General features: G+C 62.4%; 17 protein-coding genes. 13 read left to right on the top strand and 4 right to left on the bottom strand.

Features of this window, described 5'->3' with window-relative positions; translation table 11 throughout:
* Nucleotides 1-154 precede the first annotated feature (154 nt).
* Nucleotides 155-703: an acyloxyacyl hydrolase gene (locus tag FVE66_RS02275; protein WP_151445756.1), complete on the top strand. Its 549-nt coding sequence runs from the start codon at nucleotides 155-157 to the stop codon at nucleotides 701-703.
* Nucleotides 704-830: 127 nt separating this feature from the next.
* Nucleotides 831-3,764 (top strand): EAL domain-containing protein, encoded by a 2,934-nt coding sequence (locus FVE66_RS02270; RefSeq protein ID WP_151445755.1) that lies wholly within the window; start codon nucleotides 831-833, stop codon nucleotides 3,762-3,764.
* A 972-nt stretch (nucleotides 3,765-4,736) separates the two neighbouring features.
* Here the strand turns inward: FVE66_RS02270 and FVE66_RS02265 are convergent.
* Together FVE66_RS02265 and FVE66_RS02260 are read right to left on the bottom strand one after the other, a co-directional pair.
* Entirely contained in the window at nucleotides 4,737-5,909 is a 1,173-nt protein-coding gene (locus tag FVE66_RS02265) for an ABC transporter substrate-binding protein (protein ID WP_151445754.1), read from the bottom strand.
* Nucleotides 5,910-5,952: 43 nt separating this feature from the next.
* Complete coding sequence (locus FVE66_RS02260; RefSeq protein WP_151445753.1) at nucleotides 5,953-6,963, bottom strand: fumarylacetoacetate hydrolase family protein; 1,011 nt, start codon at nucleotides 6,961-6,963, stop codon at nucleotides 5,953-5,955.
* 204 nt (nucleotides 6,964-7,167) lie between these two features.
* Here FVE66_RS02260 and FVE66_RS02255 point away from each other — a divergent pair, with 204 nt between their 5' ends.
* Nucleotides 7,168-7,869 carry a hypothetical protein gene (locus FVE66_RS02255; protein ID WP_161993158.1) on the top strand — a complete coding sequence of 234 codons (702 nt, stop codon included), beginning with the start codon at nucleotides 7,168-7,170 and terminating at the stop codon, nucleotides 7,867-7,869.
* Entirely contained in the window at nucleotides 7,866-8,285 is a 420-nt protein-coding gene (locus FVE66_RS02250) for an Hpt domain-containing protein (protein ID WP_151445751.1), read from the top strand. Before FVE66_RS02255 ends, FVE66_RS02250 begins: the two co-directional genes overlap by 4 nt.
* Before the next feature lie 66 nt (nucleotides 8,286-8,351).
* On the opposite strand, the gene FVE66_RS02245 is transcribed toward FVE66_RS02250, so the two are convergent.
* Nucleotides 8,352-9,173, bottom strand: coding sequence for an IclR family transcriptional regulator (locus FVE66_RS02245; protein ID WP_151445750.1), 822 nt, complete (start codon nucleotides 9,171-9,173; stop codon nucleotides 8,352-8,354).
* 351 nt (nucleotides 9,174-9,524) lie between these two features.
* Between FVE66_RS02245 and FVE66_RS02240 the strand changes: the two genes are divergently transcribed.
* The 4 genes from FVE66_RS02240 (at nucleotide 9,525) to FVE66_RS02225 (ending at nucleotide 14,756) form a co-directional block, all read left to right on the top strand.
* A complete protein-coding gene (locus tag FVE66_RS02240) occupies nucleotides 9,525-11,066 on the top strand; it encodes a 3-hydroxyacyl-CoA dehydrogenase (RefSeq protein WP_151445749.1) in 1,542 nt (513 codons plus the stop codon).
* A 118-nt stretch (nucleotides 11,067-11,184) separates the two neighbouring features.
* Nucleotides 11,185-12,363 (top strand): acyl-CoA dehydrogenase, encoded by a 1,179-nt coding sequence (locus FVE66_RS02235; protein WP_151445748.1) that lies wholly within the window; start codon nucleotides 11,185-11,187, stop codon nucleotides 12,361-12,363.
* Nucleotides 12,364-12,400: 37 nt separating this feature from the next.
* The gene (locus FVE66_RS02230) at nucleotides 12,401-13,609 is read left to right on the top strand and encodes an acyl-CoA dehydrogenase family protein (protein WP_151445747.1); all 1,209 of its coding nucleotides are present in this window, start codon (nucleotides 12,401-12,403) and stop codon (nucleotides 13,607-13,609) included.
* Nucleotides 13,610-13,619: 10 nt separating this feature from the next.
* Complete coding sequence (locus FVE66_RS02225; protein WP_151445746.1) at nucleotides 13,620-14,756, top strand: acyl-CoA dehydrogenase family protein; 1,137 nt, start codon at nucleotides 13,620-13,622, stop codon at nucleotides 14,754-14,756.
* A 55-nt stretch (nucleotides 14,757-14,811) separates the two neighbouring features.
* Here the strand turns inward: FVE66_RS02225 and FVE66_RS02220 are convergent, their stop codons facing one another.
* Entirely contained in the window at nucleotides 14,812-16,245 is a 1,434-nt protein-coding gene (locus FVE66_RS02220; protein ID WP_151445745.1) for a hypothetical protein, read from the bottom strand.
* Between the two features lie 286 nt (nucleotides 16,246-16,531).
* Between FVE66_RS02220 and FVE66_RS02215 the strand changes: the two genes are divergently transcribed.
* The 5 genes from FVE66_RS02215 to FVE66_RS02195 all read left to right on the top strand — a co-directional run bounded on the left by FVE66_RS02215 (nucleotide 16,532) and on the right by FVE66_RS02195 (nucleotide 19,791).
* Entirely contained in the window at nucleotides 16,532-16,735 is a 204-nt protein-coding gene (locus FVE66_RS02215) for a hypothetical protein (protein WP_151445744.1), read from the top strand.
* 205 nt (nucleotides 16,736-16,940) lie between these two features.
* Nucleotides 16,941-17,729, top strand: a complete 789-nt coding sequence (gene minC / locus FVE66_RS02210; RefSeq protein WP_151445743.1) for a septum site-determining protein MinC — start codon at nucleotides 16,941-16,943, stop codon at nucleotides 17,727-17,729.
* Nucleotides 17,730-17,781: 52 nt separating this feature from the next.
* Nucleotides 17,782-18,597 (top strand): septum site-determining protein MinD, encoded by an 816-nt coding sequence (minD, locus tag FVE66_RS02205; protein ID WP_151445742.1) that lies wholly within the window; start codon nucleotides 17,782-17,784, stop codon nucleotides 18,595-18,597.
* Nucleotides 18,597-18,866, top strand: coding sequence for a cell division topological specificity factor MinE (gene minE, locus FVE66_RS02200; RefSeq protein WP_151445741.1), 270 nt, complete (start codon nucleotides 18,597-18,599; stop codon nucleotides 18,864-18,866). The genes minD and minE overlap by 1 nt, the downstream gene beginning before the upstream one ends.
* A 124-nt stretch (nucleotides 18,867-18,990) precedes the next feature.
* Nucleotides 18,991-19,791: a DUF429 domain-containing protein gene (locus FVE66_RS02195; RefSeq protein ID WP_151445740.1), complete on the top strand. Its 801-nt coding sequence runs from the start codon at nucleotides 18,991-18,993 to the stop codon at nucleotides 19,789-19,791.
* The last annotated feature ends 18 nt before the right edge of the window (nucleotides 19,792-19,809 follow it).

The raw sequence follows: 19,809 nt of genomic DNA, 5'->3' as shown, positions 1-19,809 counted from the left end.
TATGGAGCAAGACCTGTTCCATCCGGTCCGTAGCCAGTTTATCCACTTTTGGTGCAAATTGCTTTCTGGTAAGTAGTACCATTACCATTACGGTAAGGCACCCGATCCATACCTGTGCGTTTCTCTCACACTGTCACGTAAGGACACCATCAGCATGACCGCTTTCAGCACCCGGGCCGGAGTCTCCCTCGCCCTCGCCCTCGCCTTCGCCGCATCGGCCGCCCATGCCGTCGACTCGGCTGCCATCGAATACGGCACCGGCAACAGGACCGACATCACGCGCGTGAGCGCCCAGTGGAACTGGAAAAAGCCGCTATGGACATCGAGCCAGACCGAGCTCACGGGGCACTGGGACGCGAACGCCACCTACTGGCACGGCTCGCGTTTCAACAACGTCCCGGGCAGCGAGCAGAATTTCTACTCGCTCGGGATCACGCCGGTACTGCGCCTGCAGGGACTGAACTCGAAGACTGGCCCTTATGGCGAGGCCGGACTGGGCGTGCATTACTTCTCCGATCTCTACAATAACAACGGCAGCCAGCTGTCGACCCATTACCAGTTCGGCACCTTGTTGGGGGCCGGCTACCGGTTCTCGAACAAGCTCGACCTTGGCCTGCGCATCCAGCATTTCTCCAACGGCGGATTCAAGCAGCCCAATACCGGCGTCAACCTCGCCATCGTGCGCGCCGCTTACCGCTTCTGATCCGGGGCACCAGACCCCGCTCCAGACCCGGCTCCGGCGCCGGGCAGTGAACCTTCGGCCCTGCGCTGGCTCAAATCCAGCGCCCGGGCCAACGCCGCCGGGCGCGCGGACGGCGTATAAGTTCATCATGAATGGCCGTGATCCAGCCAAGGACCATGCAGGTCGTCGCGTCCAGCACCGACTGGACGCGATGGAGGCTTTGCACGACCTCGGCACCGGCCTTCTGTTCAGGAAAGACCTGCAGGGCGCGCTGGAAAAGGTGCTGGAGTCATCGATCGAACTGCTGGATGCCGAAAGTGGCAGGATCGAGTTGCTCGCCCCGGATCTCGACCGCCTGTGCGTGGTCGCGCAATACGGCTCGCCAGATGGCCTGCCGATGTCCAGGCAGCAATTGAAAGATGCATTTGCACCGGGCCCCGCGCCTGCCGGCAATGCAGCCTTGCCTGCCTCCACCATGCACGCGGTTCCGCTGCGCAGCAGGCGCGACGAGTTGCTCGGCGCCATCACCACCTGTTTCGCCCGTCCGCGGCAGCTTTCGCGCCATGAAGTGCGCATGCTGGACCTGTATGCCCAGCAGGCAAGTGCCTACATCGAGCACATGCGAATGCAGCAAGCCCTGCGTGACAGCGAAGCCTATCTCTCGACCCTGTTCACCAACGCACCGGTCGGCTTGTCGGAAATTTCCCTGGAGGGCCGATTCCGGAAAGTCAACCGGGCACTGTGCCAGATGCTGTGCAGAAGCGAGGAAGAGATGCTGCGCGCCTCAGTGATGGACGTCACCGCACCGGACGACCTGCCAGCAAGCCTGGATGCCATGAAGCGCGTGCTGGACACCGGCGAAGTGGCATCGATCGACAAGGAATACCTTCGTCCGGATGGCAGCAAAGTGCCGGCGAACAGCATCTTCAACCGGCTTCTGGACCAATGGGGTCAACCGCGCGCCATCCTGGCCGTGACAGTCGACATGTCCGGACGCAAGCTGGCCGAAGCAGCGCTGCGAAAAAGCGAAGAGCGCTATCGCACCCTGTTTGAAACGATCGATGAAGGATTCGGCCTGTTCGATCCGATGCCTGGCGAAACCGGTGCTCCAGTCGACTTCAGGATCGTCGAAGTGAATCCCGCTTTCGAACGGGAGACCGGGATGAGCAATGTCACCGGCAAGACCATACGCGAGGTTGCCGCCGGCAATGAGCAGTTCTGGCTGGACTATTTCGGCCGGGTGTTCCGCACTGGCGGGTCGGAACGCGCCTTGTTCTTCTCGCGCATCCTGCAACGCTGGCTGAGCGTCAACGCGTTTGCGATCGGGCGCACCGACCGGCGCCGGATCGCCGTCCTTCTCAGCAACATCACCGAACAGAAGCGCGTCCAGGATGAACTGGCGATCAGCAACGAACGACTGCACCTGGCGGTCGAAGGCGCAGGAGATGGCGTCTGGGACTGGAACATCGAGGACGACACGGTCGCCCTGACCGGGCGCTGGATCGGCATACTGGGATACCAGCCAGCGGACCAGGGCACCCCCGTGGGCGAGTGGCGGGAGCGCATCCACCCGGACGATGTCGCCCGGGTCGCGGCAGAAGTGCAAGCCTGCCTGGACGCAAGCGTTGCGACTTTCGTCAGCGAGTTCCGGATGCGCTGCAAGGACGGCAGCTACAAGTGGGTGCTGGCCCGCGGCATCGTCGTCAAGCGCGATGCCGATGGCCGGCCGCTGCGCATGACCGGCATGATGAGCGACATCTCGGAACGCAAGCAATCCGAAGAACTGATCTGGCGGCATGCGAATTTCGATGCCCTGACCGGGCTGCCTAACCGGCGCCTGTTCAGGGACCGACTGGAGCAGGAAGTGCGCAAAGCCCAGGGTGCGCACTCGCAACTGGCCTTGCTGTTCATCGACCTCGACCGTTTCAAGCAGGTCAACGACCTGCTCGGGCACGACGCCGGCGATCACTTGCTGCTACAGGCGGCGCAACGCTTGCGATCTTGCGTGCGCGACGCCGATACCGTGGCGCGGCTTGGTGGCGACGAATTCACCGTCATCCTGAGCCAGCTGAACGGCTCCGGCCAGGTCGAACAGGCGGCGCAAAAATTACTGGACACACTGGCCAAGCCATTTTCCATCGGCAGCGAAGTCAGTTACCTGTCGGGAAGCATCGGCATTACGCTGTACCCGGCCGATGCGACCACTACCGAGGAATTGATACGCAAGGCAGACCAGGCGATGTATGCCGCCAAGTCCGGCGGCAAGAACCGCTTCAGCTATTTCACGCAGGCCATGGACCAGCGCGCGCACATGCGGCTGACGCTGTCGAACGAACTCCGGAATGCGCTCGGCCAACACGAACTGGAGGTCTATTACCAGCCAGTGGTGGACCTGAGCGCTGGCAATATCGTCAAGGCCGAGGCGCTGCTGCGCTGGCATCACCCGCGGCTGGGCATGGTGCAGCCGTCCGAATTCATTCCGGTGGCCGAGGAGTCCGGAACCATCAATGCCATCGGCGACTGGGTGTTCCGGCAGGCGGCGCAGTGCTCGCAAAGATGGGGGCGCCGCACCGGCCGCCCGTTCCAGATCGGGGTCAACCGCTCGCCGGCGCAATTCCTGTCGCGTGGCGGCGAAGACCCGATCGACTACCTGCGCCAACTCGGCCTGGCAGGCAACAGCATGTCGGTCGAGATCACCGAGGGACTGCTGCTGAATGCGTCTGAAAGTGTCAGCGACCGCCTGCTCGAATTCCGCGAGGCCGGGGTGCAGGTTGCGATCGACGATTTCGGCACCGGCTATTCCTCGATGGCCTACCTGAGACGCTTCAATATCGACTATCTGAAAATCGACCAGTCCTTTGTGCATGACATGGAGATTGACGATGGCAACCGCGCCATCGCCGAGTCGATCATCGTGATGGCGCACCGGCTGGGATTGAAAGTGATTGCCGAAGGCATCGAAACCGCCGGGCAACGCGATCTGCTGCGAGCGGCAGGCTGCGACTTCGGACAAGGTTTTTTCTTTTCGGAAGCGGTGCCGCCGGCGGCATTCGAGCAATTGCTGGAACGGGAACTGCATTGACGGCAATGGCTTGCAGGTGGGGGGGCTAGCGCAGACCGGCGCAGAACGGCGCACGCCACGAACGCTCCCTCCCGTTCAAGGGCTGATCATTACCCATAACCGTGGGTGAGTGGTTTGGTGGTTCTGCGGCTTTTGACTTGCGGGTCGTGTGGCTTGGTTTGATGGCTGTGGTTGTGAAGCCGGGAGACACCCCGGCGGGTGTGTTCCTTTCTTTTAGAAAAAGAAAGGAACCAAAGAAAAGACGTCAAAACCCACTTGGCCAACGGCGGGCCCGATTGCCAACCAGACTCGGATGTCTGGGCTAATCCAGTGCGACGTTCGCGAGTGATGATCCCTCGGCTGTGTCCCCCTTACCTAATCAGCCAACCCCATGAAGTGTCTTATACCGATGCCCAGCGCACCGTTGACTCTTAATGTTTTTCGAAGCTTCAAACAGGCCACGGAGGGGATCTGTTCAAGATAGGCAGCGTCGTACTGGAGAAAATCGCCTGAATTGTTCGTCCCCTGAAAACCCGACCTCAAGAGCCAATTAGCGACTTCGAAAATAATTGGGAGTCAACGAGCGGTAGTGTGCGGTCGGCGGCATTGAAGCGGGTTGGCTGATCCCGGTCAGAGGCGAACGTGTGGCAGGACCTTCCTCGCGAAGGTCGCACTGGTTCGGCCCAGACATCCGAGTCTGGTTGGCTACCGAGGCGGGCGTTGGCCAAGTGGGTTTTGACGGTGTTTTCTTTGGTTCCTTTCTTTTTGAAAAGAAAGGGACACACCCGCCGGGGTGTCTCCCGGCTTCACAACCACAGCCATCAAACCCAGCCACACCACCCGCAAGCCAGAGAACCACCAAACCACAAAACCACTCACCTACGGTTATGAGTAATATTCAGCTTTCAAGGGGAGGGAGCTACAAAGTCAGTCGGCCGCTGACGCGCTTGCTACGGCCGAAAAGCAATCACGACGGCCGTAGCAAGAGGAAGGTTACCCCCCAAACGCATACGTAAACTTGTTCCCCGTAATCCGCCCCATGACCCGCGAACGCTGATCCAGGCCGACGTGATCTTTCGGCGTCATGTTGATCACACCCTGCGGAACCGTCAGGTTGGTCGTGTTCTCGATCGCCGTGCGCAGCGCCGCGCGGAATTCTCTAGTGCCGGGCTTGGCGGTCTTCAGCGCCTGCGGCACCGCATTCGCGATCAGCATGTACGCACCCCAAGCGTCGCCCGCGAACTGGGTCGTGGTGCCGGCGCCATAGGCGGCTTCATACTTGCGGGTGAACTCCAGCGCGACCTTCTTCACCGGGTTGTTGTCGGGCAGGCCCCTCGCCACCACTGCGGGTCCGGTCGGGAACAGGGTGCCCTCCACATCCTTGCCGCCCACTTTCAGGAAATCGAGCGTACCGATGCCGTGAGTCTGGTAAATTTTTCCCTTGTAGCCGCGCTCGACCAGGGTCTTTTGCGGCAGTACCGCAGGCGTTGCAGAAGCGGCGATCAGCACGGCGTCCGGCTTGGCCGACATGATCTTCAGGATCTGGCCGGTCACGCTGGTGTCGTTGCGCGCATAGCGTTCGCTGGCAACGATGCGCAGCTTGCGCAGTTCAGCCAGTTTGGAAAACTCGCGCCACCAGCCTTCACCATAGGCGTCGGCAAAGCCGATGAAGCCAACCGTCTTGATGCCGGAATCGGCCATGGACTGCGTCAGGATGGTGGACATGTGGGTATCGTTCTGCGGCATCTTGAACGCCCATGCCCGCTTGGCGTCGACCGGTTCGACGATCGATGCGGAAGCTGCCAGCGTCACCATCGGCGTCTGTGCCTCGGCAATCACGTCGAGCATGGCCAGCGCATTGGGCGTGGTATTGGGACCGACCACTACGTCGACATGCTGTTCGGTGGTCAGCTTGCGCACATTGCGCACTGCATTGGTCACGTCGGAGGCATCGTCGAGCAATATGTACTCGACCTTCTGACCGGCAATTTCCTTGGGCCACAGCAGCACCGCATTTTTCGTCGACGCCCCGATCGAGGCGGCCGGACCGGTGGTGGAAATGCTGATGCCGATCTTGATCTGCGCCGCTGCAGGGGCGGCGGCAAGGACAGCGGCGAGCGAGATGGCAGAGGCGCCGGCAATGCGGCAGAGGTGCTTCGGTAGCATGGCTTTCCTGACTAGGATGAATGGTAAAAAAATCGGGTGAAAATCAGTGGCGCTTATGGACGAGCTTCTGGACGTGTTTCTGCACCACCTTCTGGCTGATCGCCCCAAACAAGGATTTGCCGTTGGCGTCCAGCATCTCGATGCGTATCGTGTCGCCGAACTTCATGAACGGGGTCTTCGGCTCGCCATCGGCGATCATTTCAAGCGCCCGCTTCTCGGCGATGCAGGTATAGCCACGTGCCGATTCCTTGTTCGACACGGTGCCTGAACCGATCACGGAACCGGCGCGGACATTGCGCGTTTTCGCAAGATGGGCAATCAGTTGCGGAAAGCTGAACACCATGTCGGCGCCCGCATCGGGCTTGCCGACCAGCACGCCATTCCAGGTGGCGCGCAGCGGCAGGTGCACCCTGCCGTCCTGCCATGCGCCGCCCAGTTCATCCGGCGTGATGGCGACCGGCGAAAAACTGGTCGCGGGCTTGGACTGCAGGAAGCCGAACCCCTTGGCCAGTTCGGCCGGAATCAGGTTGCGCAGCGAGACGTCGTTGACCAGCATCAGCAGGCGAACCTCGTCTTCTGCGGCATCGGGCCCGACGCCCATGCCGACATCGCCCGTGATGACGGCAACCTCGCCTTCGAAATCAATGCCCCAGTCCTCGGAAATGCATTCGATGTCGTCGGTCGGACCCAGGAAATCGTCGGAGCCGCCCTGGTACATCAGGGGATCGTGCCAGAACGAATCCGGCATGTCGGCATTGCGCGCGCGACGCACCAGTTCGACATGGTTGACATAGGAGGAACCGTCGGCCCACTGATAGGCACGCGGCAGCGGCGCCATGCAACGCGCCGGGTCGAAATCGAAACTGTGGCCGGCGCGGCCCCCGTTCAGATCTTCGTACAACTGCTCCAGCTGGGGGCCGATGAATTTCCAGTCATCCAGCGCGCGTTGCAAGGTCGGCGCGATACCGTCGGCAATCACCGCCTGCTTCAGGTCGCGGGAGACGACAGCCAGCTGGCCGTCGCGGGTGCCGTCTTTCAGTGTCGCAAGTTTCATCGGGATAGTAATAGGTGAAGAAACATGATTATAACGACCGATGGCACCGGCATATCGACCGGACAGGCAGGCGCGACGCCGGAGCCGATCGAAATTCTGGCCCGGTCAGCGCATTCGCCATGCCGGAACCAGGATTTCGAGCGGTCGATGAATGCTCATTTCATCCGTAGTTGCACAATTCCGGCAATGCTTCGGAACGCATCCATGAACGCCCTGCCCGATCAGCGGTCTACCAGACAAACCCGGCAGGCCTCATCTTGCGTACTCCTTCGCATGCAGCCAAAACACCTCATCCGCTACGCGCCCCATCCGGTTCATTCGCACCCGGTGCCGATCCAGGCGGGGATTTCGGCGCTGTTCTATATCGAACATCGCTCGGATGTATTCGGCTGGTATGCGCAGGCGAAACGTGCACGGTATGGCGCTGCATTTTTCATGATCGAGAATTTTTACTCGGATCACGCGACATCCCTGTTTTGCAGCGTGGAAGATGACGTATATGGCCAGTGGCGGCGTGAAATGCCGCCGTCGGAGCAGGAAATCCGCTGCCCGGTACCCGAACTGCTACGGCACGAACTTGAGCGGCTGCAATCGGCATTCATCGACGAATGGCTATTCTTCACCAGCGATCCCATGCATCCGGAACAGAGCGGACACTACCGGGCTTGCCGCTTGCCGCTGCAGGCGTTCAACGTCCAGTCGCGCCGACTGGGCCACCTCGACCGCAGCCAGCCGGTCTGGAGTCACCAGTCGGCTGGAAGCAATCCTGACATTCTTGATTTTCTGCAAAAGTGTTGGCGGTTTTACCGCAAGGCCTTGATTTTGTCTTTCGAACCGGCACCATTTCAGGCAATTAGACGCTATGATGAAGTTGACACTTCGTCTACAAAAAAGGGGCGCAATTGACTGATGGCACAGCAAGGGCCAGCTCGGGGCCTTCAACCAACGAAAACGACCGGCTGAGCGAGCTGCTTGCCACCTTCGGCCCGCGCCTCTCTGCCATCGCCAATGAGTACCGCTCCTCGCTCCCCGGTCGGATGGCGGCGATGAAGGAGGCGGCATTGATGGGTGGGCACGTCATGCTGGCCGGCGCCGCCCACAGGCTGGCCGGTTCCAGCGCATCGCTTGGCGCCGCCGAGGCAGCGGCGCTGTGCCGGGCACTGGAAACCGCCTGCGCTTGCGACGAACTGGTTCCGGCGGACTGGCAACAGCGCCTGGCCGAGATCGAGCGGGCCTGCGGCGAATTCAGCGACCGGCTCGGCGCGCTCGATCAGGTGCTGCCATCGGCTACGGCCAAGAGACGCGACATCCAGGTCGGATAGCGCAGGAGAATCGGTGGTGGCAAAAGCATCTGCGCCGGCCATGGGCACGCCGGATCAGGCTTCGCCTCAGAACAGCGGGTGGCGCAGCCGCTCCGCCACCTCCAGCAGCCGCGGCCGCACTTCGTCGAGCAGGAACGATGGCGTCAGCGTGTACGACGGACCGCCACAGTTGAGCGACAGCACCGCACCTTTGGCCGGGCGGAAAGCGACTGCGATCGCATTGACGTCGGGCTGCCAGTCGCCGAAGGATGTGCAGCAGCCGAGCGTACGCATTTCCTCCATCGATTGCTGGACCCGTTCCAGTGCGGCCGGATAGGACGCCGGTTCCTGCTCGCGCACCCGCTCCAGTATTTCATTGCGTTCGCTGGCCGACACCTCGGCCAGGTAGGACCGGCCCATCGCGGTCTGGGTGATGGAAATACGGGCGCCGACATCGAGCCGCAGCGTCAGTGCCGACTGGCTGCGGCAGTTTTCCACATAAATCATGTTGAGCCGGTCGCGTATGCCGAGCGATACCGTGGCTCGCGAAAAATCCGCGATTTCCTGCATCATCGGCCGCGCGAACTGCCGTATGTCGAGCCTGGACAACATCGCGCTGCCCAGCGACAGCGCCGCGGTGCCCAGCCGGTATTTGCCGATCAGTTCGTCGTACTGCAGGTAGCCAAGCTTGGTCAGGGTGTAAGTCATGCGCGACACGGTGGACTTCGGCAGGCGGGTGCGCTCGGCCAGCTCCTGGTTGCCGAGCAGCCGCTCGCCCGAGCGGAACGAGGAAAGCAGTTCGAGACCGCGCGCCAGCGCGGTGACGAAATGCCGGTCTTCCTTGGCGTTCGAAGCGCCGGCTGGCGCGCCTGGCCCCTGGCTCCCGCCGGGCAGCAATGGTCCGGTCATGACACCGCCCTGCTGGCATCGGCCGCAATATGTGCTGGCGCCAGCAGCGCCCGGCGCATGCATGATTGGTCCATGCGGCCGGACAAGCCGGTAGCCGCGTGTTGTGTCATGGTGTTCCTCTCAGGTAGAAGGCGAGGATACTGGCACAGGCGCTTGCGGAAATCAATCTTTCAGTTCTGCATTGCAGAACATGGTTTGTCAATTTCTTGACACTGCGCAATGAAAGAACTACAGTGCCACCGTCAATTTCAGGTTCCGCAGTGCAGAACATTCGCTTGCGATTCAGAGCCGTCGCCGGGCCGCACGAATCGGCATCCGACCAGTCCAAAGCAGAATCAGGAGTCAAACGCAATGCAAGCATCTTTCCTTCCCGCGGTAACGTCGCCTGACCTGGTAGTCGGCGTAGTCGGTTGTGGCGTCATGGGACGCGGCATCGTACAAATCGCCGCGCTCGCCGGCGCGCAGGTGCGCATGTTCGATGCCCGCCCCGGCGCCGCATCGGCCGCGCGTGACGGCTTGCTGGAAACCTTCACGATGCTGCTGCAAAAAGGACGGCTGGATCAGGCCCGGGCCGACAGTACTGCGGCCCGCATCCTCACCTGCGATCGGATTGAAGACCTGTCCGGCTGCCATGTGGTGATCGAGGCGATCGTCGAAGACCTGGCCATCAAGAGAGCGCTGTTCGCACAACTGGAAGGCATCGCCGGCCCGGACGCCATCCTCGCCTCCAATACGTCTTCGCTGCAGGTGACCTCGATCGCCGCCGGGCTGACGCGACCGGAACGGGTGGGTGGCTTCCACTTCTTCAATCCGGTGCCACTGATGAAGCTGGTGGAAGTCATCGGCGGCCTGCGCACCGATCCGGCCGTGGTCGACTACCTGCTGGCACTCGGCCGCCACTGGGGCCACACGGCAGTGCGCGCCAAGGACACCCCGGGCTTCATCGTCAACCATGCCGGCCGCGGCTTCAGCACCGAAGGCATGCGCGTGCTGTATGCCAATGTCACCGACGTGCAGAACCTGGACAACATCCTGCGCGACTGCGCCGGCTTCAAGCTCGGCCCTTGCGAACTGATGGACCTGACCGGCGTCGACGTCTCGCATCCGGTGATGGAGTCGATCTACCACCAATACTACGAGGAGCCGCGCTACCGCCCGCAGCCGCTGACGCGTTCGATGCTCAGCGCCGGCATGCTGGGCCGCAAGACGGGCCAGGGTTTCTATCGCTACGACAGCGACAACAAGAAGCAAACCGTAGCGGAAGCCGCGCCCTCCGCCCTGCTGCCGCCGTCGGTCTGGCTGTCGCGTGCGCGGCCGGAACTGGCAGAGCGCATCGCGACCCTGGTCAGCGCTGCCGGCGTGCTGCTGGAAGACAGCGAACGGCCGAGCGCCAATGCGCTGTGCATCGTGACGCCGCTCGGTGACGACGCCACGCAATGCTGCGCGCGCGAAGGCCTGGACGGCAGCCGCACCGTTGGCGTGGACGCGCTGTTCGACATGAGCCGCCGCCGGGTCGTGATGACGACGCCGGCAACCAGCGAGGAATACCGGGAAATGGCACGCGGCCTGTTCGGCCTGAACGGCTGCCTGGTCAGCGTGATCCGCGACAGCACCGGCCTGGTATGCCAGCGGGTGGTCGCGCACATCGTCAATATCGCCTGCGAAATCGCGCAGCAGGGCATTGCGGAACCGCAGGATATCGACAATGCGGTGAAGCTGGGCCTGGGCTATCCGCATGGGCCGCTCGCCTGGGGCGACCTGCTGGGCGCCAATACCGTAGTGACCATACTGAACAATCTCGACCAGCTCAATGGCGACGGGCGCTATCGCCCCAGCGCCTGGCTGCAGCGGCGCGCCATGCTCGGACTGTCGTTGCTCAAGCAGGAAGCCTGAGAGGAAGCCTGAGCCAGGCCAACAAGACCAAGCGGTGCAATTGCTGCAAAATCGGCACAATCTGCACAATCGCCAAACCAACCGACACACCACCAGCACAACCTGATCCGGAGCCAACATGAAACAGAAAGCACAATTCCACTGGGACGATCCACTGCTGCTCGACGAGCAGTTGACCGCCGACGAACGCATGGTCAAGGAAGCTGCCCGCGCCTATTGCCAGGACAAGCTGCAGCCCCGCGTGCTGGAAGCCTTCCGTCATGAAAAAACCGACCCCGCGATCTTCCGCGAAATGGGTGACCTGGGATTGCTGGGACCGACCATTCCGGAACAGTACGGCGGCCCTGGGCTGAACTATGTCTGCTACGGCCTGATCGCGCGCGAAGTGGAACGGGTCGACTCCGGCTACCGCTCGATGATGAGCGTGCAGTCCTCGCTGGTGATGGTGCCGATCTACGAGTTCGGCACCGAAGAGCAGCGCCGCAAGTTCCTGCCCAAGCTGGCCACCGGCGAGTGGATCGGCTGCTTCGGACTGACCGAGCCGAACCATGGTTCCGACCCGGCGTCGATGCTGACCCGCGCAAAGAAAGTCGCCGGCGGCTACTCGCTCTCCGGCAACAAGATGTGGATTTCCAATTCCCCTATCGCTGACGTGTTCGTGGTCTGGGCCAAGGATGACGAAGGCGCGATCCGCGGCTTCATCCTGGAAAAAGGCATGAAAGGCCTGACCGCTCCCGCCATCCACGGCAAGTTCGGCTTGCGCGCCTCGATCACTGGCGAAATCGTGATGGACGAGGTGTTCTGCCCTGAAGAAAACGCATTCCCGGAAGTGCGCGGACTGAAGGGCCCGTTCACCTGCCTCAACTCGGCCCGCTTCGGCATCGCCTGGGGCGCGTTGGGTGCGGCGGAATCGTGCTGGCATATCGCGCGCCAGTACGTGGTGGATCGCAAGCAGTTCGGCAAGCCGCTGGCTGCCAACCAGCTGATCCAGAAGAAACTGGCCGACATGCAGACCGAAATCACGCTCGGGCTGCAAGGCTGCCTGCGCCTGGGCCGGATGAAGGACGAGGGCAGCGCCCATCCTTCCATTACCTCGATCATGAAGCGCAATTCCTGCGGCAAGGCGCTCGACGTAGCCCGCATGGCGCGCGACATGCTGGGCGGGAACGGCATCTCCGACGAGTTCGGCGTGATCCGCCACATGGTCAACCTGGAAGTCGTCAACACCTATGAAGGCACGCACGACATCCACGCGCTGATCCTGGGCCGCGAGCAGACCGGCATCGCTGCGTTCTGACGGTAAAGCAAGCTAAAGCACGAAATAACGGGCAATCATGGATCTCAATTTCACCGCTGAAGAAAACGCGTTCCGGCGCGAAGTGCGCGAGTTCCTCGCCGCTTCGCTACCGGAAGACATCAGCCGCAAGGTGCATGACGGGCTGATCATCACACGCGACGACTACGTGCGCTGGCAGCGCATCCTGCATGCGCGCGGCTGGGGCGGTTCCTCATGGCCGGCCCAATTCGGCGGGACCGGCTGGAACGCCGTGCAGCAATATATCTTCGAGGAAGAATCAGCCGCCGCCGGCGCGCCGCGCATGGTGCCGTTCGGCCTGAAGATGGTCGCGCCGGTGATCATGGCCTTCGGCTCGCCGGCGCAGCAACAGCGCTTCCTGCCGCGCATCCTGGCGATGGAAGACTGGTGGTGCCAGGGTTATTCGGAGCCAGGCGCCGGCTCCGACCTGGCCTCGCTGAAGACGCGGGCAGAATTCGTCAAGAGCAGCGATGGCGACCATTACATTGTCAACGGCCAGAAGACCTGGACCACGCTGGGCCAGTACGCGGACTGGATCTTCTGCCTGGTGCGCACCGACACCGAGGTCAAGCCGCAGGCCGGCATATCGTTCCTGCTGATCGACATGAAAACGCCCGGCATTACCGTGCGGCCGATCATCACGATGGATGGCGCGCACGAGGTCAACGAAGTCTGGTTCGAGAACGTGCGCGTGCCGGCGGAAAACATCGTCGGCGAAGAAAACAAGGGCTGGACCTATGCCAAGTTCCTGCTCGGCCACGAGCGCACCAATATTGCCGGCATCGGCGCCGGCAAGCGCGAACTGGGACGCCTGAAGCGCATTGCAGCCAGCGAGACCAAGAACGGCCGTCCGCTATTGAAAGACCCGCTGTTTGCCGCCCGCGTGGCGCAGATCGAAGTCGACCTGGCTGCGCTTGAAATCACCAACCTGCGTGTGCTGTCGGCAGAGGCGCAGAAGCGCTCGCCGGGACCGGAGGCGTCGATCCTGAAGATCAAGGGCACCGAAATCCAGCAAGCTATCACCGAGACGCTGGTGCAGGCGGTGGGAAGCTATGCGCTGCCGCTGCGGCGCGAGGCAATGGAAGCCGGCTATCAGGGCGAGTCTGTCGGACCGGCTTATGCCGCGTCGCTGTCCGCGCAATACCTGAACATGCGCAAGGTTTCGATCTACGGCGGATCGAACGAGATCCAGAAAAACATCATCGCCCAGATGATCCTCGGAATATAGGGAGCACGCGATGGATTTCACTTTCACTGAAGAGCAGCAGATGCTGCTCGAAACCAGCCGCCGCTTCATCCAGAAGGATTATGGTTTTGAAGCGCGGCGCAAGATCCTGCGCGACACGCCACACGGGCATGACCCGGAAATCTGGCAGGGACTGGCCGACATCGGCCTGCTGGCGCTGAACGTGCCGGAGCAGCATGGCGGCATGGGTGGCAACGCGCTCGACACCATGCTGGCGATGCAGGCAATGGGCGAAGGGCTGGTGCTGGAACCTTACCTGGCGAGCGCCGTGCTGGCGACGCACCTGCTGGCGACGCTGGCCACCCGGGAACAACAAGCCGCGCTGTTGCCCGGCATGGCAGCCGGCGAAAAAATTGCCGTGCTGGCACATGACGAGCCGTCGACGCGCTTCGACTGGCAAGCTGTGAAGACCAGCGCCACCAAAAATGGCAGCGGCTACGTGCTGTCGGGCCACAAGAGCGTGGTGTCGCATGCCGCGAATGCGGATGTGCTGCTGGTCAGCGCGCGGCTTGAAGGAAGCGGCACGCTTGGCGTTTTCGCCGTGCCGTCGGACGCCGCCGGCTTGCGCCAGCTGCCCTACCGAACGGTGGATGGCAGCAGCGCCAGCGAGGTATGGCTGGAGCAGGTCGCGGTGGATGCCGATGCACGCATCGGTGGCGGTGGCAGTGGCGATGCCGATGCCGAATCAGCGCTGGGCGAGACGCTGGATTGGGGCTTGATGGCGGTCAGCGCCGAAGCCATCGGCGCGCTCGACAAGATCCTGGCAGCGACGGTTGAATACGGCCGCACCCGCAAGCAGTTCGGCCAGCCGATCGCGCGCTTCCAGGCCCTGCAGCACAAGATGGCGGACATGGTGCTGCATATCGAGCAGGCGCGTTCAATGAGTTACCTGGCAGCCGTGCGCTGCACCGATGCCGATCTGAACCTGCGCCGCCATGCCCTGTCGAGCGCGAAAGTGGTGATCGGGCAGGCCTGCCGGTTTGCCGGCCAGCAGGCGGTGCAACTGCATGGCGGCATGGGGGTGACGGACGAACTCGACGTCAGCCATTACTTCAAGCGGCTGATGGCGATCGAACTGCAGTTCGGGTCGACCGACACCCATCTGGAGCGGGTGGCGGCTGCGCTCTGATGAAGGGGGCACGCCGGCTGTTTGCGAGCCGGGTGCCCATCCTCCATTTCCGCCGTCAGTCCCCGGTCCGCTTGTCGGCAAGCCTGGCTGACGCCTCCCTGCGGCGGGTCAGTTCGTCCAGTACTTCAGCGAGGAAGCTGCGAACCTGATCGCCAAGCTCCTTGTCTGGCCATTCACCGACGGATTTCATTTTTTCCAGGGCCGAACGCAGGCTGCGCTCGGCCTGCTGGTCGATGGAGGCGAAGGGCACGAACTGGGGTATTGCAAACGCATGGTTCCGGTCCAGCAGACTCTCGCTGACGCGCGTCAGGACCGCGCTTTCCTGCCGGCTCAGCCCGGTGAAATAGCCGTTGGCATCCGATGTAACTTTACCGATGTGGGCCTTGAGCACATCCTGGGTGGGCCACTGCCTGGCCACCTTGACCTGCGGGAGTCCGCTATCGCCACCGGCAGGCGTGGTCACCTCCTGCGTGCGGCTACGTGTGCTTCCGCGCTGGAGCGGCCGCCGCGGGGTGTTGCCCGGTGGCGTGCCACCCTTGCCCTTGTCGCTTTCGGAAATGGCCGCATCGCTGTTGGAAGCCGTATCGGCCTGAGACGGCGCATCGGCCGGCTTGCGCGGAGTGGTTGCGGTTGAACTGCTCATGCTGCTCCTGTCTTGCACCGCCAGGGAAAGCGCTGCTGCAGCGCCCAAGACATGTCCCGTGCCTTGTTCCATCGAAGCGTACAAGCGAGATAGATCGCGGGTGTTGAACACCGGCGCCGATGACCTCTTGCTGCCACCTGCGCCCTTGGTCGAACCCTTGCGGGATTCCATTTCCCGCAACAGCTTTTTCAGTTCCTTGATGTTGTCGGCGCGGTTCATCTCTTCAGCATCAAGAGTGCTCGCAAAGTGCAGCAGCCTCGAAAACAGGACATCTTCACCACCGATATCAAACGCGGCCTGCCGCAGGTTGGCGGCATTGTCATCGGCTCGCGCGTAATCACCCAGCTTGTCGAGCAAGGCTCCCGTGGAGCGCCCCTCTCCCTTGGCGAGGATGGATTTCAGCTTGCGCAATGCCTCGAATGAGCCGGCCGTGTCGAAGATAGTCCTTCGCGCGATCACCGCATCGGCGAACAAGGCGATGCGGTCCGGCGTCCAGTTCGACTTCTCGCCCTTGTCGTTCACTCCCTTGAGGCTTTCCCGCATCTGCTGCACCCCGAGCTTGCCGATGCTGGAATAGCGACCCGCATACTCCCTGACGAAATTTTCGTGTCCCTGGAGCCAGCTATCGTCATCGCCGTGTGCCTTTAGCCACTTCTTCCAGCCCTGCTCGTCGCGCTGTTGTTCTAGCAGAGCGTGATACCTGTCCTTGAGATTCTGGCGTGCTGGCGCACCGAGTGCCGGCGCCTTGGGTGGAGCCTTGTCTTCCCGGCTCGCTACCGCCCGCTTTTTTTGTGGTGTATCAGTTCTCGATGCCGACTCATATTTCTTCGACCTTACTTGCGCCATGCCGTGCTCCTTTTATTCGCAATGGGATCCGGTCTGCCTTGCCTGCAACGCTGCATGCAAGCTGCTTCCCGCCTTTACGCTGGGTATCCGAAACAGATTCCCGGTTCCTTCGGCATGCAAGTGTTAAAACTGGCCTTGGCTTGTGTTCGAAAGCCGCCGCATTGTTCGGCGGCTTTCGCTCAGGATCTCGCTCAATCCTTGGGATGGCGGGCAGGTCCTGGCTTGTAACTTACCGGACATTTGTGCAGTAAGAGTCAAGACCTGACCCCGGGGCGTGACCGTCGGCGTGGCGGGGCCAGCACCCGAGGTGCTGGGCGCTTGTGGATTGGTGCTTGCGGTAGTGGTGCTTGCGGTAGTCGATGTGCCGACTGGACGGTACGGGCTGGCCGTTGTGGTGGTTGTCGTGGTGGTTGTGGCCGTGGTGAGCGGCATGGTCCGGGTACTTGAAAGTGTCGTGCTTGTCATCGGCATTCCCTTGGAAGTTGAATGAGTTTCGTGACTGCATGGCAGTGGCGACTCTGTGCCGGCACTGGCGAAACAGTTCCATTCAGGAAAGGAGCCACTTTTTCCAAACTTCCGGAGCGATCGCCTGCCGTCACCAAACCCGCCCCCGGACTATTGCCGGCAGGTATAATCCAGCGTCATTCGTCGCCGGCCGCCGGCCGGCACATGCTGGTCCACGCACTTCGTATCTAATGTCCAAGAAACAAGCCGGCAAAGCGCTGGAAGCAAAGATCGCGACGGTTGTCGCGGTGACCATCATCCTGCACACCGCAGACCTGGGGCAGGCCGACCAGCAGTTGGCGCAGCTCACGGGCGGCCAGCAGGACTATTTCGACCATGAACTGGCGGTCATCGAGCTGGCGCTGGATGAAGCCGGCATCGCTTCGATCGACTGGGCCGGCTTGCTGGCGCTGCTTCGTCGCTGGAACCTGAACCCGGTGGCCGTGCGCCATGCACCGTCTGCGCTGCAACCGGCCCTGCATCAGCTTGGCCTGTCGCTGGACGAAGTCGGTAGCCGTACGCCAGTACCGGATGCGGAACCGGCGCAAACAGCACCGGCGCCGGCCCGGCCCGCTCCCGCTTTTGCTTCGGTTCCTGCTTCCGCCGCTGCGTCCTCCCCTGCTCCATCCCGGCCGGCCTGCATGATCGTCGACACGCCGGTGCGTGGCGGCCAGCGTATCTATGCGCGCGATGCCGACCTGGTGGTCACCGCCGCCGTCAATGCCGGCGCCGAACTGATCGCCGATGGCAGCATTCACGTCTACGCGCCCTTGCGCGGTCGGGCGCTGGCGGGTGCCAGCGGCAATGCCGGCGCCCGCATCTTCGCACTATCGATGGAAGCGGAACTGGTTTCGATCGCCGGCATTTACCGCACCTTCGAGGACGGCCAGCAGAAAGAAATGGCGCGTAAGCCGGCCGAAGTACGGCTGGAAGGCGACCGCCTGGAAATGCGGCCGATCAGCAGCGAACGCAGCACATGAACATGAACATCAATATCAACATCACCGTTATCCCAGCAGGAGGAGTGTCGTTGTGGCAAAAATCATCGTCGTAACATCGGGCAAGGGGGGCGTCGGCAAGACCACGTCCAGCGCCAGCTTCGCATCGGGCCTGGCACTGCGCGGCCACAAGACCGTCGTGATCGATTTCGACGTCGGTCTGCGCAATCTCGACCTGATCATGGGTTGCGAGCGGCGCGTCGTGTATGACCTGATCAACGTGGTCAACAAGGAAGCCACGCTGAACCAGGCGCTGATCAAGGACAAGCATTGCGAGAACCTGTTCGTGCTGCCGGCCTCGCAGACGCGCGACAAGGACGCGCTGTCGGAAGAAGGCGTGGAGCGGGTGCTGACCGACCTGGCTGCGATGGATTTCGAGTTCATCATCTGCGACTCGCCGGCCGGCATCGAGCATGGCGCGGTGATGGCGCTGACCTTCGCCGACGAAGCGATCGTGGTCACCAATCCGGAAGTGTCTTCGGTGCGCGACTCGGACCGCATCCTCGGCATCATCCAGGCCAAGTCACGGCGCGCGCTGAACGGCGCGGAGCCGGTCAAGGAACACCTGCTGCTGACCCGTTACGTGCCCAAGCGCGTGGAAGCCGGCGAGATGCTGTCCTATACCGACGTCCAGGAAATCCTGCGCATTCCGCTGATCGGCATCATCCCCGAATCGGAAAATGTGCTGCATGCATCCAACTCCGGACAGCCGGCAATCCACCTTGAAGGCAGCGACGTTGCCGAAGCGTACAAGGACGTGGTCGCGCGCTTCCTCGGCGAGGACAAGCCGCTACGATTCACCGAATACCAGAAGCCTGGCCTGTTCCAGCGCATTTTCGGAGGCAAGTGATGGCCCTGCTTTCATTCCTGTTCAACAGCAAGCCAAAATCGGCCGTCACCGCCAAGGAACGGCTGCAGATCATCATTGCGCGCGAGCGCGGCAGCCAGGGCGGACCGGATTTCCTGCCGGCGCTGCACAAGGAGCTGATCGAAGTCATTTCGAAGTACACGCGGGTGAATCCGGACGACATCAAGATTTCGCTCGACCGCCAGGGCAACCTGGAAGTGCTCGATGTGAACGTGGTGCTGCCGGATGTGGCCACACAGATCCGGGCCTGAAGTCCGGGTCCTGGCCAGGGGTGGCCGGCAGGCTGGCCGCTGCGCCCTGGCCACCCTGTTTCCCTTGGCCACCCTCCCCGCCGGGCCGGCGGACCGCGCCGCTGCCGGGGGCTGATCCTGCGCCATGCAGCTCTACGGCATCGACTTTACCTCTGCGCCCTCGCGCCGCAAGGCGATCACCATCGCCGGCGGCCACCTGGAAGGCGAGCTGTTGGTGCTGGACCAGCTGATCTCGCTGCATGATTTCCCTTCTTTCGAAAGCTGGCTGCAACGGCCCGGGCCGTGGCTGGGCGCTTTCGATTTTCCGTTTTCACTGCCGCGCGAACTGGTCGTCCACCTTGGCTGGCCGCTCGAGTGGCCGGCGCTGATCCGCCACCTGCGCAGCCACACCCGGCAGGAATTGCGGACCTTGTTCAAGGCATTCTGCGACAGCCGTGAGCCCGGCAACAAGTTCGCCCACAGGGCGACCGACCTGCCGGCCGGATCTTCTTCCCCGATGAAATGGGTCAACCCGCCGGTGGCTTACATGCTGCATGCCGGCGCGCCGCGGCTGCTCGAGGCAGGCGTCTCCGTGCACGGCTTGCATGCCGGCGACCCGCAGCGGATCGCGCTGGAAGGCTATCCCGGACTGGTGGCGCGCTCGATCACACGGCAGTCGTACAAGAACGACGATCCGCGCAAGCAGAGCGAAGAGCGGCGCCGCGCCCGTATGCTGATCCTGGATGCCGTGACCGACGGCGCCTATCCGCTGGCCGTCAAGCTGGATGTGGGGGCACATCGGTCGGCGCTGGTGGACGATCCCGGCGCAGACTTGCTGGACGCAGTGTTGTGCCTGCTCGCTGCCGCATGGAGCTGGCAGCGGCGCGGACAGAATTTCGGGACGCCAGCCTGCGATCCGCTCGAAGGCTGGATCGCCGGAGCCTGATCCGGAGCCCTCGACGCA

The sequence above is a fragment of the Lacisediminimonas profundi genome (genome assembly GCF_008831265.1).
In the GTDB taxonomy this organism is placed as follows: domain Bacteria; phylum Pseudomonadota; class Gammaproteobacteria; order Burkholderiales; family Burkholderiaceae_D; genus Lacisediminimonas; species Lacisediminimonas profundi.
The sequence above is the reverse complement of the archived record's forward strand: the minus strand, read 5'-3'. Positions and strand labels throughout refer to the sequence as shown.

Coding starts and splice junctions, on each gene's coding strand:
- FVE66_RS02275 (WP_151445756.1), top strand. CDS start 155: ATGACCGCTTTCAGCACCCGGGCCGGAGTCTCCCTCGCCCTCGCCCTC.
- FVE66_RS02270 (WP_151445755.1), top strand. CDS start 831: ATGAATGGCCGTGATCCAGCCAAGGACCATGCAGGTCGTCGCGTCCAG.
- FVE66_RS02265 (WP_151445754.1), bottom strand. CDS start 5,909: ATGCTACCGAAGCACCTCTGCCGCATTGCCGGCGCCTCTGCCATCTCG.
- FVE66_RS02260 (WP_151445753.1), bottom strand. CDS start 6,963: ATGAAACTTGCGACACTGAAAGACGGCACCCGCGACGGCCAGCTGGCT.
- FVE66_RS02255 (WP_161993158.1), top strand. CDS start 7,168: ATGAACGCCCTGCCCGATCAGCGGTCTACCAGACAAACCCGGCAGGCC.
- FVE66_RS02245 (WP_151445750.1), bottom strand. CDS start 9,173: ATGACCGGACCATTGCTGCCCGGCGGGAGCCAGGGGCCAGGCGCGCCA.
- FVE66_RS02240 (WP_151445749.1), top strand. CDS start 9,525: ATGCAAGCATCTTTCCTTCCCGCGGTAACGTCGCCTGACCTGGTAGTC.
- FVE66_RS02235 (WP_151445748.1), top strand. CDS start 11,185: ATGAAACAGAAAGCACAATTCCACTGGGACGATCCACTGCTGCTCGAC.
- FVE66_RS02230 (WP_151445747.1), top strand. CDS start 12,401: ATGGATCTCAATTTCACCGCTGAAGAAAACGCGTTCCGGCGCGAAGTG.
- FVE66_RS02225 (WP_151445746.1), top strand. CDS start 13,620: ATGGATTTCACTTTCACTGAAGAGCAGCAGATGCTGCTCGAAACCAGC.
- FVE66_RS02220 (WP_151445745.1), bottom strand. CDS start 16,245: ATGGCGCAAGTAAGGTCGAAGAAATATGAGTCGGCATCGAGAACTGAT.
- minC (WP_151445743.1), top strand. CDS start 16,941: ATGTCCAAGAAACAAGCCGGCAAAGCGCTGGAAGCAAAGATCGCGACG.
- minE (WP_151445741.1), top strand. CDS start 18,597: ATGGCCCTGCTTTCATTCCTGTTCAACAGCAAGCCAAAATCGGCCGTC.
- FVE66_RS02195 (WP_151445740.1), top strand. CDS start 18,991: ATGCAGCTCTACGGCATCGACTTTACCTCTGCGCCCTCGCGCCGCAAG.